The sequence below is a fragment of the Streptomyces sp. NPDC093071 genome (assembly GCF_044754545.1).
Classification (GTDB): Bacteria; Actinomycetota; Actinomycetes; order Streptomycetales; family Streptomycetaceae; genus Streptomyces.
Genome location: NZ_JBIVPH010000011.1, coordinates 15,414 through 28,706 on the forward strand (window position 1 = coordinate 15,414; position 13,293 = coordinate 28,706).

Sequence of the window (13,293 nt, forward strand, 5' to 3'; positions counted from 1 at the left end):
CTGTCCGTACGGGACCGCTGTCCTCGCAGGGCCGTCGTCCGTACAGGATCGCTGTCCGTACAGGACCACTGTCCTCGCAGGACCGTCGCCCGTACAGGACCGCCGTCCGTACGGAACCGCCGGTCGTGAAGGGCCGGTCCGTCGCCCCCTCTCGTACCTCCTCCTTCCCTTCCGCCCGTCGTCGCGGGCGCGTTCACCGAAAGACTTCACCGGGTGTCTCCTTCCGAGTCAGCGCACACCTTCCAGGTCGACCTGCGCGGTCTGGTCGACCTGCTCTCCCACCACCTCTACTCCAGCCCCCGCGTCTACCTGCGCGAGCTGCTCCAGAACGCCGTGGACGCCATCACGGCCCGGCAGGCGCTCGACCCCGACGCGCCCGGCGCCATCACGGTCCGCACCGGTGACGTCCTCACCGTCACGGACACCGGCGTCGGTCTGACCGAGGCCGACGTCCACCGCTTCCTCGCCACCATCGGGCGCAGCTCCAAGCGGACCGCCGACGGCGCCCTGGACGGCGCCGGACTCGACGCCGCGCGCGGGGAGTTCATCGGCCAGTTCGGCATCGGTCTGCTCGCCTGCTTCGTCGTGGCCGACGAGATCACCGTGGTCAGCCGGTCCGCGTCGGACCCGGCGGCGCCCGCCGTCGAGTGGCGCGGCCACTCCGACGGCCGCTACACCATCCGGACCCTGCCCGCCTCCGAGGTGCCCGAGCCGGGCACCACCGTCCGGCTCGTGCCGCGCGCCGACAACGCCGAGTGGACGAGCCCGGGGCAGGTCGTCTCCCTCGCCCGGCACTACGGCGGGCTCCTGCGGCACGAGGTCACCGTCGTCGACTCCCGGGGCGAGGAGCACCGGATCAACGAGGCGCCGCCGTGGGAGCGGAGCCACCGCTCCCCGCTGGCCCGCCGCGAGGCCCTCACCGCGTACTGCCGCGACCTGTTCGACTTCACCCCGCTCGACAGCATCGAACTCGACCTGCCGGCGGCCGGTCTGCGCGGCGTCGCGTACGTGCTGCCGACGGCCGTCAGCCCCGCGCAGCGCGCGGGGCACCGGGTGCACCTCAAGGGGATGCTGCTCACCGACAAGGCGCCCGAACTCCTCCCGGAGTGGGCGTTCTTCGTGCGCTGCGTGGTCGACACGACCAGCCTGCGGCCCACCGCGTCGCGCGAGTCGCTGTACGAGGACGGCACGCTGTCCGCCGTACGGGACGCCCTGGGCGACCGGATCCGGGACTGGCTCACCGGGCTCGCCGCCAGCGACCCGGCGCTCCTGCACCGCTTCATCGACACCCACCACCTCGCGGTCAAGGCGCTCGCCCGCTACGACGACGAGCTGCTGCGGGTCGTGCTGCCGTGGCTGCCGTTCGAGACCACCGACGGCAACGTGACCCTGGAGGAGTTCGTACGGACCCACCCGACGGTCCTGGTCACCCGGAGCGTCGAGGAGTTCCGCCAGGTCGCCCCCATCGCGGCGGCCGCCGGTCTGGGCGTCGTCAACGGCGGCTACACCTACGACCGCGACCTGGTGCACCGGCTGCCCGAGATCCGGCCGGGCACGTCCGTCACGGACCTGGACCCGGCCACGGTCACCGCGCACCTGGACGCCGTGGACCCGACCGCCGAGCTGCGGGCGGCGGGCTTCCTCGCGGTCGCCCGGGAGACGATCGCCGTCCACGACTGCGACGTCGTGCTGCGCGACTTCCAGCCGGTCACCGCGCCCGCGCTGCTCCTGGACAACCGGGAGGCGCGCCACGAGCGGACGCGGGCGGGCCTGGCCGCCGACAGCGACGGCCTGTGGGCCGACATCCTCGGCTCGCTGCGCCACGAGACCCCGCGCGCGCAGCTCGTCCTGAACCACCTCAACCCGCTGGTCCGCCAGGCGATCACGATCGACGAGCGCGGGCTCGCCGTGACGACCGCCGAGGCCCTCTACGGCCAGGCGCTGCTGCTCAGCCGCCGTCCGCTGCGGGCGAGCGAGAGCGCCCTGCTCAACCGGGCCTTCATCGGCCTGCTGACCCACGCCATGCACCGTCCGGACGCGGCGGCACCCGGCTCCGAGCCCCGGAAGGAACTGTAGATGCTGGACACGCCCGAGGCCGTCGTCGAGGCGCTGCGCGAGAACCACGACCGCCCGCACGGACTCCAGCGGACCGTCACGGCCGAGGAGCTCGTCGAGGCCGCCGAGGTCTTCGACGAGCCCGACACCCTCGTCACGGCCCTCCTGGAGCTGATGACGGCGTACGAGTTCACCGGCGAGCAGCGCAAGTCCCCGGTGGTCTTCGCCCGGCTGCTCAAGCTGTGGGACACCGCCCCGAAGTCCTTCAGCCAGTGGGAGGCCCACCAGGTCTACTGGCGCTTCAAGTGGGTGACGACGTCCCTGCTCCAGGTGCCGGAGATGCCGCTCGACACCGTGCGGGGCTGGATCGACACGATGCGGAAGCGGTACGAGGAGGCCGGGCACGGGATGCAGCCGGTGGCGGCGATGCGCCACCACGTGGCCGCCCACACCGGCACGGGCGTCGAAGACGCCTACGACCTGTGGGCCACCCGGCCCCGTACCGAGCTGAGCGACTGCGAGGCCTGCGAGACCCGGCACCACGCCTGGCACCGGGTGGCGGCGGGCGACGACGCCGGGGCCCTCGACGTCTGGCGGCCCGTCCTGGAGGGCGAGCAGGGCTGCTCCGAGGAGCCGCAGATGAGCCAGGCGCGCGCCCTGCTGCCGCTGCTGCGTCTGGGCCGCACGGACGAGGCCCGCTCCCACCACCTCACCGGCTACCGGCGGGTCCGGGGCGGCACCGGTACGCAGCACGAGGTCGGTCTGCACCTGGAGTTCTGCGCGCTCTCGCGCAACGAGGGCCGGGGTCTGGAGGTCCTCGCGGAGAACCGTCCGCTGTTCGAGGCGACCGGCGCGCCGCTCGACCGCCTGGGCTTCCTGACCGGCGTGGAGGTGCTGCTCGCCCGCCTGGTGGAGGACGGGCACGCGGAGACTCCGGTGGCGGGGCCGCCGGGGCGGAACTGGACCGCCGGGGAACTCCTCGGCCACGTCCGCGCCGAGGCGGACCGGCTCGCCGCCGCCTTCGACGCGCGCAACGGCACCACCGCCGTCGGGGACCGGCGCCGGGAGCGCCTGGCGCGGCGGCCGCTGCTCGACGAGCCGCTGCCGCTCGGCCTTCGGACGGCCGCCCCGGTCCGCACCCCCGCGGGCGCGGCCCCGGCGGCAGCCGCCGTCGGCGGTTCCGGGGCGCCCGAAGTCCCCGGGGACTTCGTCGCCCTGGTGACCGAGGCGCGGCGGCTGGCCCGTCTCGGCCATCCCGGGGACACCCGGCTGTGGTCCCGGATCGCGGAACGGCTCGCGGACGGCTCGGCCGCGCACGACGACCGGCTCGGGCCGGAGGACCTGCTGCGGGCCGAGCTCGCCGAGGAGCGCGCGTACCGGCTCAGGCAGCGGGACGAGGACGCGGAGAGCGGCGCCGAGCTGGAGACGGCCGCCGGGCTCTACGAGGAGCTGGGGATGCCGTGGCAGGCCCTCGCCGCCCGGGCGAGGGCCCTCGCGTGGACGACCGGCGAGGACGACGCCGACGCCGGGCGCGACGAGGCGGCCCGGGTCCGGCTCGACGCGATCCTGCGCGAGGCGGAACGGCTGGCGGACGAGGCCCCGCTGACCGGCGAGAAGCCCGGTGACGCCGAGCGCGCGGCCGGTGCCGACGTGGCGGCGGACCGCGTCCTCGCCCACCTCACCGTGCTGTACTGCGCCGCCTACGCTGCCTATCAGGAGGTGATGCGGCGGGAGCCGGAGGAGCACGGTCCCGCCCCGGAGCGGTTCGAGCGGGCCGTGGGGGCGCTGCGCGCCGAGGCGGAGCGCCTGGGCGTGCCCCACCAGGCGGCCAACGCGCGCCAGTTCCTCGCGGACGTGGCCGGCCGCCGGGGCGACGTCGCCCTCGCCGAGGCGGAGCTGCGCGCGGCCCTCGTGGACGTCGAGGCCTCGGACCGGCCCTGGCGGGGCTCGCGGCCGCGCGCCCTGCTCGCCCAGATCATGCTGTCCCGGCAGGAGCCGGCGGAGGCGGCGGAGTTGCTGCACCGGGCGCTCGCGGACGCGGTGCGGTACGACGACGCGGACTTCCCGCTGGCTCCGACGTACTCGCTGCTCGGTCACGCGTCCTCGCACCTCGGGGACCACGCCGGGGCCGTGCGCCACCTCTCCGAGGCGGCCGCGCGGTTCGACGCGGGCGGGGAGCACGAGGAGGCCGCGGGCGTACGGCTCCAGCTGGCCGACGTCCTGGTGGAGTCGGGGCGGCAGGCGGACGCCGTGGCGGTCCTGGAGTCGCTCCTGTCCGAGGAGTCGGCCGCCGCCCTGGACGAGCGGATGGTGGCCCAGATCCGGCTGTCCCTGGCGCGGGGACTGCGGGAGCTGGAGGAGTACCTGCCGTCGGCGGAGGAGTTCCTGCGACTGGCGGGCACGGTCTCCGGGTGGGAGGACGACGCCCCGATCCGCACCCTGGTGGCGGCGGACACGGCGGTCGCGCTGGTCCTCGCCGACCGCTGGGAGGCGGCGGAGGCCGCGTACGGGCGTGCCCTGGCCGCGCACGAAGAGGCGCCGAACCCGCCGATGATCGTGCGGATGGCGCGGGAGTTCGCCCGTCTCACGGCGGCGGCCCGGGGGGCCGAGGGGGTGGAGGAGGCGCTCGCGCACCTGGCGCGGGCCGACGCGGTCCTGGACGGCGTGCCGGAGGACGCCGAGGGCTTCGCCGTCTGGTACGAGCGCGGCGAGGTGCACTACCGCAGGGCCAGGGTCCTGGCGGAGGCGGAGCGCTTCGAGGAGGCGCTGGCCGAGGCGGAGGCCTCGATCGGCGTCCACGAGGGGGGCGGCGAGCAGGGCGAGCTGCCGAGGGCGGAGTCGGTGCGGTTCGCCGCCCTGGTCGAGGGGAACGGGCTCGGCCGGACCGACGACGCGATCGCCCGGCTGACGACGGCGGCGGCGCGCTGCCGGAAGGCGGGCCACCCCGAGGCGGCGCACGTCCTCGACGCCCTGCGGCAGGAGTACCTGGCCCGGCCCCGGGGCTGAGCCCCCGGGGCCGGGCGAAGGTGGACGGGCGGCCGCCGGGTCGCCCGTCCGCCCTCCTACCGGGTCACCGTCCACTTCTGGTTGGCGGTGCCCCCGCAGGTCCAGATCTGGAGCCGGGTGCCGTTGGCGGAGCTGTTTCCGGTGGCGTCCAGACACTTGTTCGCGCGCGGGTTCACCACGTCCCGGGCGTCGTTGGCGACCCAGCGCTGGGCCTCCGTGCCGTTGCAGTCCCACAGTTGGAGGGGCGTGCCGTCGGCGGTTCCGGCGGAGGTGACGTCGAGGCACTTGCCGAGCGCGCGGAGGGTGCCGTCCGTGCCGACGGTCCACCGCTGGGCGGCGGTCCCGTTGCAGTCGTAGAGCTGGACGGGGGTGCCGTTCGCGGTGTCGGCGGCGGCGACGTCGACGCACTTGCCGCCGATGCCGGTGATCGGTCCGCCGCCGGCCGGGGCGTCGGAGGTGGTGACGCGGACGTGGTCGACGAGGAGCTGGCTCGGGAAGGGGGTCGAGCCGTTCGGGTCGCCGGGCCAGTAGCCGCCGACCGCGAGGTTGAGGATCAGGAAGAAGGGCTTGTCGAAGACCCAGGTCCGGCCGCCGAGGTCGGCGGGCGTGCGGGTCTGGTAGACGTTGCCGTCCACGGACCAGGTGATCCGGTTCGGCGACCAGTCGACGGCGAAGGTGTGGAAGGCGTCGGCGAAGGCCTGTCCGCCGGGCAGGGTGTATCCGGCGCCGATGCCGCCGGAGCCCGAGTAGCCGGGGCCGTGCAGGGTGCCGTGGACGGTGGAGGGTTCGAAGCCGACGTTCTCCATGACGTCGATCTCGCCCGAGTTGGGCCAGCCGACCTGGCCGATGTCGTTGCCGAGCATCCAGAACGCGGGCCACATGCCCTGGCCGCGCGGCACCTTCATGCGGGCCTCGACGCGGCCGTACCGGGTGGTGAACTTCCCGGCGGTGTTGAGCCGCGCCGAGGTGTACTCGCACCGTCCGTACCAGCACTGGTAGTTGCCCGGGTTCTCCTTGCGGGCGGTGATGACCAGGTGGCCCTGGCCGTCGAGCGCGGCGTTGCGGTTTCCGGCCGTGTAGTACTGCCGCTCGTGGTTGCTGACGTTGTCGCCGGTCTCGATCTGCCACTTGCTCCCGTCCACGGCGGCGCCCGCGGGGCCGTCGAAGTCGTCGGAGAAGGTGACGGCGGCCGCCCCGGCGGCGGGCTGGAGGGCGGCGGGGGCTCCGGCGGCGGGCGCGGAGGCGGCTCCCCCGGCGGGGCCGGCCGAGGCCGCGGGGCCGAGCGCCGTGACGGCGAGGGCCAGGGCGAGGGCGGACAGGGCGGAGGACAGCGTGCGCCGTCGTGCGCGGGAGGAGGTCATGGCTCTCTCTTCCGTCGGGTGTGGGGGGACGGCGCCGTGGACGCGCACCGCGGATGCATGTCAGGTACATGACACGCATGGAGACGGACCGCTTCGCCGCCCACCTGATTTAAGAAGTGAAGGAAGGGGGCGTCAAGAGGTGTGACCGCGCGAGCGGTCCGGACTCCGTACGATTCCCCTCGTTGCCATTCGTACCTCTTAAGGAGAACTCCATGGCCCAGGTCACGCTGAAGGGCAGCCCGGTGCAGGTCAACGGCGCCCTGCCGGTTCCCGGCAGCCAGGCTCCCGACTTCACGCTCGTCGCCGAGGGTCTCGCCGACAAGTCGCTGAAGGACTTCGCCGGCGTGCGCAAGGTCCTCAACATCTTCCCGAGCGTCGACACCCCGACGTGCGCCTCCTCCGTTCGCGCCTTCAACAAGAAGGCTGGCGAGCTGGAGAACACCGTGGTGCTCTGCATCTCCGCCGACCTGCCCTTCGCGCAGGCGCGCTTCTGCGGTGCCGAGGGCCTGGAGAACGTCAAGAACCTCTCGACGCTCCGGGGCCGCGAGTTCCACACCGATTACGGCGTGGAGATCGCGGACGGGCCGCTGGCCGGTCTGACCGCCCGCGCGGTCGTCGTCCTCGACGAGAACGACAAGGTCCTGCACGCGCAGCTCGTCGGCGAGATCGCGGACGAGCCCGGCTACGACGAGGCGCTCGCCGTCCTCAAGTAGCACCCCGGCGGCTCCGAGCGGGAGCCGCCACCCCGGAGGGGGCCGTCACCGAACCAACGGTGACGGCCCCCTCCTCGCGTGCGGGACGTACGGGACGCGGGACGTGCGGGATGCGAACTCCCCGGCTCCCCGGCTCCCCGAGCAGTACGAGCCCTCGAACGCCCCGGGCTCACTCCCCCGAGCAGTCCGGGCACAGCCCCCGGTACGTCACGTCCGCCTTCTCCACGGCGAAGCCGAAGCGCTCCTCCGCCGGCAGGACGGCCAGCGGGTCCCCCGTCGGGCGGACGTCCCGGATCAGCCCGCAGCCCGAGCAGACCAGGTGCTGGTGCGCCCGGTGCGCGTTCGGGTCGTAGCGCTTGGCCCGTCCGTCCGTGGAGAGCTCCACGACCTCCCCCAGGGCGACGAGCTCGCCGAGGGTGTTGTAGACCGTCGCCCGTGCGATCTCCGGCAGCCGCGCGACGGCGCGCGCGTGCACCTCGTCCGCCGTGAGGTGGACGTGGTCGCCGGCCAGGACCTCCGCGACCACCCGCCGCTGGGACGTCATCCGCCAGCCGCGGGATCTCAGCCGTTCCAGCAGGTCGCTCATATCGGTTCACCTCTTCGACTCGGCACGGGCCCGTGGTGACCGGTGTGCGGCCGGTGCTCCTCGGACAGGATCTGGCGTTGTTCTTGACTTGGACTAGGTCCATTGTAGGATCGGTTCCGTTAATGGCCAAGGGACAGGAAGACCTCAGCGCGGCGGGAGATCCGATACGTGACGGCTCTCCGGGCACGGCCCGGCCGCTCCGATCGCACTTCCTGAGCACTGTTGTCCGCCAGGTCCGGAAGGATTCCGATGTCTGAGAACCGCGTGCCCGAGAACGAAGCGCCCGAGAACCACGACGCGATCGTCGTGGACGCGAAGCTGGACGAAACCGGGGGCGGTTGCCCGGTCGCCCACGGCCGCGCCGCCCACCCGACCCAGGGCGGCGGGAACAACCAGTGGTGGCCGAACCGGCTGAACCTGAAGATCCTGGCGAAGAACCCCGCCGTGGCCAACCCGCTGGGCGAGGACTTCGACTACGCCGAGGCGTTCCAGAACCTCGACCTGGCGGCCGTGAAGCGCGACATAGCCGAGGTCCTCACCACCTCCCAGGACTGGTGGCCGGCCGACTTCGGCCACTACGGCCCCCTGATGGTCCGGATGGCGTGGCACAGCGCGGGCACGTACCGCATCAGCGACGGCCGCGGCGGCGCCGGCGCCGGCCAGCAGCGCTTCGCGCCGCTCAACAGCTGGCCGGACAACGTCAACCTGGACAAGGCCCGCCGTCTGCTGTGGCCGGTCAAGAAGAAGTACGGCCAGAACCTCTCCTGGGCCGACCTCCTGATCCTCACCGGCAACGTGGCCCTGGAGACGATGGGCTTCGAGACCTTCGGCTTCGCCGGCGGCCGCGCGGACGTGTGGGAGCCCGACGAGGACGTCTACTGGGGTCCCGAGACCGTCTGGCTGGACGACAAGCGCTACACGGGCGACCGCGAGCTGGAGGAGCCCCTCGGCGCGGTCCAGATGGGCCTCATCTACGTCAACCCCGAGGGCCCGAACGGCAACCCGGACCCGGTCGCGGCGGCCCGCGACATCCGGGAGACCTTCCGCCGGATGGCGATGAACGACGAGGAGACCGTCGCGCTCATCGCGGGCGGCCACACCTTCGGCAAGACCCACGGCGCCGGCCCGTCCGAGAGCGTCGGCGACGACCCCGAGGCCGCGCCGATCGAGGCCCAGGGCTTCGGCTGGGCGAACTCCCACGGCACCGGCAAGGGCGGCGACACGATCACCAGCGGTCTGGAGGTCACCTGGACCACCACCCCCGCGCAGTGGGGCCACGACTTCTTCAAGCACCTCTTCGAATACGACTACGAGCTCACCAAGAGCCCGGCCGGTGCCCACCAGTGGGTGGCGAAGGACGCCGAGGCGATCATCCCCGACGCGCACGACCCGTCGAAGAAGCACCTCCCGACGATGCTCACCACCGACCTGTCGCTGCGCTTCGACCCGGCGTACGAGCAGATCTCGCGGCGCTTCTACGAGAACCCGGAGCAGTTCGCGGACGCCTTCGCCCGCGCCTGGTACAAGCTGACCCACCGTGACCTGGGTCCGATCTCCCGCTACCTCGGCCCGGAGGTCCCCTCCGAGGTCCTGCTGTGGCAGGACCCGCTGCCGGAGCGCGAGGGCGAGCTCCTGGACGCGGCGGACGTCGCCTCCCTCAAGGAGCGGATCCTCGCCTCGGACCTGACCGTCGCGCAGCTGGTCTCCGCGGCCTGGGCCTCGGCCTCCTCCTTCCGGGGCAGCGACAAGCGGGGCGGTGCCAACGGCGGCCGCATCCGCCTGGAGCCGCAGCGCAACTGGGAGGTCAACGACCCGGAGCAGCTGGCGCAGGTCCTCCGTGTCCTCGAAGGCGTCAAGGCCGCCTTCGACGCCGAGGGCGGCAAGAAGGTCTCGATCGCCGACCTGGTCGTGCTCGCGGGCTCCGCCGCCGTGGAGAAGGCCGCCAAGGACGCGGGCTTCGACGTCGAGGTGCCGTTCACGCCGGGCCGGGTGGACGCGAGCCAGGAGCAGACGGACGTCGAGTCCTTCGCCGCCCTGGAGCCCAGGGCGGACGGCTTCCGCAACCACCTCGGCAAGGGCAGCCGGCTCCCGGCCGAGTTCCTCCTCGTCGACCGGGCCAACCTGCTGAACCTGAGCGCCCCCGAACTGACCGTCCTCGTCGGCGGCCTGCGCGTCCTGGGCGCCAACCACCAGGGCTCGAAGCACGGCGTCCTGACCACCACCCCGGGCACCCTGACGAACGACTTCTTCGTCAACCTGCTCGACATGGACACCATCTGGCGTCCGGTGGCCGGTGACGCGGACCTCTTCGAGGCCCACGACGCCGCGACGGGCACGGTCCGGTGGACCGGCACCCGCGCCGACCTCGTCTTCGGCTCCAACAGCGAGCTGCGCGCGCTGGCCGAGGTCTACGCGAGCGACGACGCGAAGGAGAAGTTCGTGAAGGACTTCGTCTCCGCGTGGGACAAGGTGATGAACCTGGACCGGTTCGACCTCGTCTGACCCTCCCCCGCCCGCGGCCGGACGGCGCCCCCCGCTGTCCGGTCGCGGCACCTCCGGCCCGGACGGCTCCCCCGCCGTCCGGGCCGGACCCGTTCCCGACTCCCGCCGCCCGGCCCGCACATGACGCCGTACGAGGCAACCCCGGCGCGCCCGCCGCCGTCCTCCGGGACGAGAGGGGGCGCCGGGGAGCCGGGCGGCCGACACCACCGGCGGTGCCCCCACGGGAACGAACGTGAGGAAGACCGCCTTGATACGTGGCATACGCGGCGTGACCACCGCCGCGGCCTTACTCGCGCTGGCGGCGGCGACGCCCGGCGCGGCGCACGCGGGGGAACCGCCGCCCGCCCCACCGGCGACGGCGACCGGGGAACCCGGGTACGGGAACCCCGAACTCCCCCCGGGCTGGCGGGTCACCGGGACCGGAGCCCACCGACAGCTCGTGTGGACCTCGTCCGAACCCGTCCCCATGGGCGACGCCCGGGTCGAGTTCCACTCCGGCGACCGGCTGCTCGGCCGTCCGGTGGCCGAGCGGGACGGACACGCCTTCCGGCTGCCCCTCGGCGACACCCGGCTCGACCGGGACGCCCGGCTGCGGGTGACGGCCGGCAGCAAGCGCCTGGACGCCGCCGCCCCCTCTACGCGCCTGCGCCCCTTCGCGCCGGAGACCCCGCTCCCGTCCGCCGCGCCGGAGGCCCCGTTCCCGGCGAACCCGGTCGACCCCGGGACGCCCGGCCCGTACCGCACCGTCGGCGGCGAGTACGTCCTGCCGTCCGTGTCGCTGCCCGACCTCCCCGTGCCCGTCGAGATGCGCGCCGTCGTGGTGGGTCCGGCCGGCGCGCCGGGCAAGCGGCCGGTGGCCCTCTTCCTGCACGGCCGGCACGCCACCTGCTACACGCCCGGGACCGAGGACGCGACGGGCGCGTGGCCCTGCCCGGCGGGCACCCGGGAGGTCCCCAGCCACCGGGGGTACCTGAACGCCCAGAAGCTCCTGGCCTCCCAGGGGTACGTGACGCTCTCGATATCCGCCAACGGCGTCAACGCGCAGGACCACAGCCTCGACGACTCGGGCGCGCAGGCCCGCTCCTCCCTGGTCCGGCTGCACCTGGCCCGCTGGGCCGACTGGGCCGCGAACCGGCCGTCCGCGCCGGCCGCCGTGCGGAAGACCGCGCCCGCCGACCTCGCGCGCGTGCTGCTCGTCGGCCACTCGCGCGGCGGCGAGGGCGTCAACCGGGCGGCGCTCGACAGCCTCTTCCCGCCGCCCGCCGACCGGGACGGCCACCACGGGCCCGTACGGTGGAAGATCCGCGGCAACGTCCTGATCGGGCCCACGATCTTCGGCCAGAACCCGGCCCCCGACGTGCCGTCCACGACGATCCTGCCGGGCTGCGACGGGGACGTGAGCGACCTCCAGGGCCAGATCTACCTCGACGGCACCCGGGGCGTCGGCCGGGGCACGGCCCTGCACAGCTCGGTGTACCTGGTCGGCGCCAACCACAACTTCTTCAACACCGAGTGGACCCCGGGCCAGGCCCAGGCCCCGGCGTCCGACGACTTCTGGTCCGGCGAGACGCCCGACCCGGTCTGCTCCCCCGGCGCGGCGACCCGGCTGACCGCCGGGCAGCAGCAGAAGGCGGGCGCCGCCTACATCGCGGCCTCGGCCCGGCTGTTCGTCGGCGGCGACGACCGGGTCCGGCCGCTGCTCGACGGCACCGGCCGCCGCGCGCCGTCGGCGGGCCCGGCCCGGGCCCTCACCCACGCCGTCGGCGGGCACCGCACCCCGGCCTTCCTGCCGGACTCCTCGACGGCCGTCTCCGGCGCGGGCCGGCTGTGCGCCCAGGTCGACCCCGACGCCGAGCGGGCCTGCCTGAACCCCGAGGAGGGCGGCGCCTCCCCGCACTTCGCGGCCTGGGACGCCTCTCCCGAGCCGGGCCGCGACTCCGTCGCGCTGCGGTGGGACGCCCCCGGGAAGACCGTCTCGGTACGCCCGTCCCGGCCGGTCCCGCTGGCCGGCTCGGACGCCCTGGCCCTGCGCCTGGCCGTCCCGCCCAACAGCGCGGGCACCCGGTTCGACGTCGCCGTGACCGACGCCTCGGGCCGCCGCGCGCACCTGGGCCGCGCCCGGGTCGACGGCCTGCCGGGCAGCGACCGGACGGCGTCCGTGTGGGCGCGCGAGGTCCGCGTCCCGCTGTCCGCCGCGCGCCGGGCGGGCCTGGACCTGAAGCGGATCGCGTCGCTCGAACTGTCCCCGGCCGGCGGCGCGGGCCGCGCCTGGCTCGTGGACGGGTGGGGCTGGCGCCCCGGCACCCCCGCCGTGCGCCCGGCCGCGCTGCCGCGCGTCGACATCGGCCGCCTGACGGTCGACGAGGGCGACTCCGGGGTGCGGACCTACCGCGTCCCGGTGCGGGTCTCCGGGCGGGGCGGCGGGCAGGTCCGCCTGTTCGTGCCCGGGCCCGACGGCGAGGGGGTCGCCTCGCGCCTGGTGACGGTCCGTGCCGGACGCCATGACATCGACGTGCCGGTCGAGGTCCGGGGCAACACCCGCTTCGGTTACGACGTGCCGCACGACGCGTTCGTGAAGGCGGTGCGCGGGGCCGTGGTCGGCTCCCACCGGGGCGGGGTGACCGCGCGGAACGACGATCCGCTGCCCGCGGTGACCGTGGTGCCCGTCGCGGACGACGTGACCGAGGGCGAGGCCCTGACCTGGCGGGTGACGCTGTCCGCCGCGGCGGACGCCGACGTCATCGGCACGATCGGCCTGCTGCCGGTGACCGGCGGCGCCGAACTGTCCACGGCGGACGTCGACCCCGAATGGCTGGAGCAGCAGATCGGCGAGGTCCCGGACCCGGCCGTACCGCTGTCGGAGGCGGTCCCCGGCGGCCTGTCCCTGTGGTTCTCCGTCCCCGCCGGGGAGACGGTCGCGGAGCTGAGCCTGCCCACCGTCGCGGACGGCGTCACGGAACCGGCGGAGTCGCTGCGGGCCGCCCTGTCGCTCTTCGACGGCTCCTGGGAGCCGGTCCCGGGCCCGGAGTTCACCGGGAGGGTGCGGGACGCGGCGTGACCCCCGTCCCCT

At 74.4% G+C, this 13,293-nt stretch carries 7 protein-coding genes; 5 read left to right on the top strand and 2 right to left on the bottom strand.

The window, feature by feature from the left end; genetic code table 11:
- The first annotated feature begins 213 nt into the window (after nucleotides 1–213).
- The gene (locus ACIQD7_RS29315; RefSeq protein WP_402445478.1) at nucleotides 214–2,076 is read left to right on the top strand and encodes an HSP90 family protein; all 1,863 of its coding nucleotides are present in this window, start codon (nucleotides 214–216) and stop codon (nucleotides 2,074–2,076) included.
- On the top strand, nucleotides 2,077–5,061 hold the full coding sequence (locus tag ACIQD7_RS29320; protein ID WP_402445479.1) for a hypothetical protein: 2,985 nt from the start codon (nucleotides 2,077–2,079) through the stop codon (nucleotides 5,059–5,061). It begins immediately after the preceding gene.
- Nucleotides 5,062–5,117: 56 nt separating this feature from the next.
- Here the strand turns inward: ACIQD7_RS29320 and ACIQD7_RS29325 are convergent, their stop codons facing one another.
- A complete protein-coding gene (locus ACIQD7_RS29325; RefSeq protein WP_402445481.1) occupies nucleotides 5,118–6,422 on the bottom strand; it encodes a ricin-type beta-trefoil lectin domain protein in 1,305 nt (434 codons plus the stop codon).
- A gap of 212 nt (nucleotides 6,423–6,634) precedes the next feature.
- Between ACIQD7_RS29325 and tpx the strand changes: the two genes are divergently transcribed.
- Nucleotides 6,635–7,135: a thiol peroxidase gene (gene tpx / locus ACIQD7_RS29330; RefSeq protein ID WP_053642641.1), complete on the top strand. Its 501-nt coding sequence runs from the start codon at nucleotides 6,635–6,637 to the stop codon at nucleotides 7,133–7,135.
- A gap of 169 nt (nucleotides 7,136–7,304) precedes the next feature.
- Here tpx and ACIQD7_RS29335 read toward each other — a convergent pair whose 3' ends face one another.
- Nucleotides 7,305–7,721, bottom strand: a complete 417-nt coding sequence (locus tag ACIQD7_RS29335) for a Fur family transcriptional regulator (protein ID WP_402445483.1) — start codon at nucleotides 7,719–7,721, stop codon at nucleotides 7,305–7,307.
- A gap of 249 nt (nucleotides 7,722–7,970) precedes the next feature.
- On the opposite strand from ACIQD7_RS29335, the gene katG reads away from it, so the two are divergent.
- Both katG and ACIQD7_RS29345 read left to right on the top strand, forming a co-directional pair.
- Nucleotides 7,971–10,223 (top strand): catalase/peroxidase HPI, encoded by a 2,253-nt coding sequence (katG, locus tag ACIQD7_RS29340; RefSeq protein ID WP_402445485.1) that lies wholly within the window; start codon nucleotides 7,971–7,973, stop codon nucleotides 10,221–10,223.
- A 247-nt stretch (nucleotides 10,224–10,470) separates the two neighbouring features.
- Nucleotides 10,471–13,281: a hypothetical protein gene (locus ACIQD7_RS29345; RefSeq protein WP_402445487.1), complete on the top strand. Its 2,811-nt coding sequence runs from the start codon at nucleotides 10,471–10,473 to the stop codon at nucleotides 13,279–13,281.
- The last annotated feature ends 12 nt before the right edge of the window (nucleotides 13,282–13,293 follow it).

What these genes read in the sequence shown, in the direction of transcription:
- ACIQD7_RS29325 (WP_402445481.1), bottom strand. Translation starts at nt 6,422, where the DNA reads ATGACCTCCTCCCGCGCACGACGGCGCACGCTGTCCTCCGCCCTGTCC.
- katG (WP_402445485.1), top strand. Translation starts at nt 7,971, where the DNA reads ATGTCTGAGAACCGCGTGCCCGAGAACGAAGCGCCCGAGAACCACGAC.
- ACIQD7_RS29320 (WP_402445479.1), top strand. Translation starts at nt 2,077, where the DNA reads ATGCTGGACACGCCCGAGGCCGTCGTCGAGGCGCTGCGCGAGAACCAC.
- ACIQD7_RS29335 (WP_402445483.1), bottom strand. Translation starts at nt 7,721, where the DNA reads ATGAGCGACCTGCTGGAACGGCTGAGATCCCGCGGCTGGCGGATGACG.
- tpx (WP_053642641.1), top strand. Translation starts at nt 6,635, where the DNA reads ATGGCCCAGGTCACGCTGAAGGGCAGCCCGGTGCAGGTCAACGGCGCC.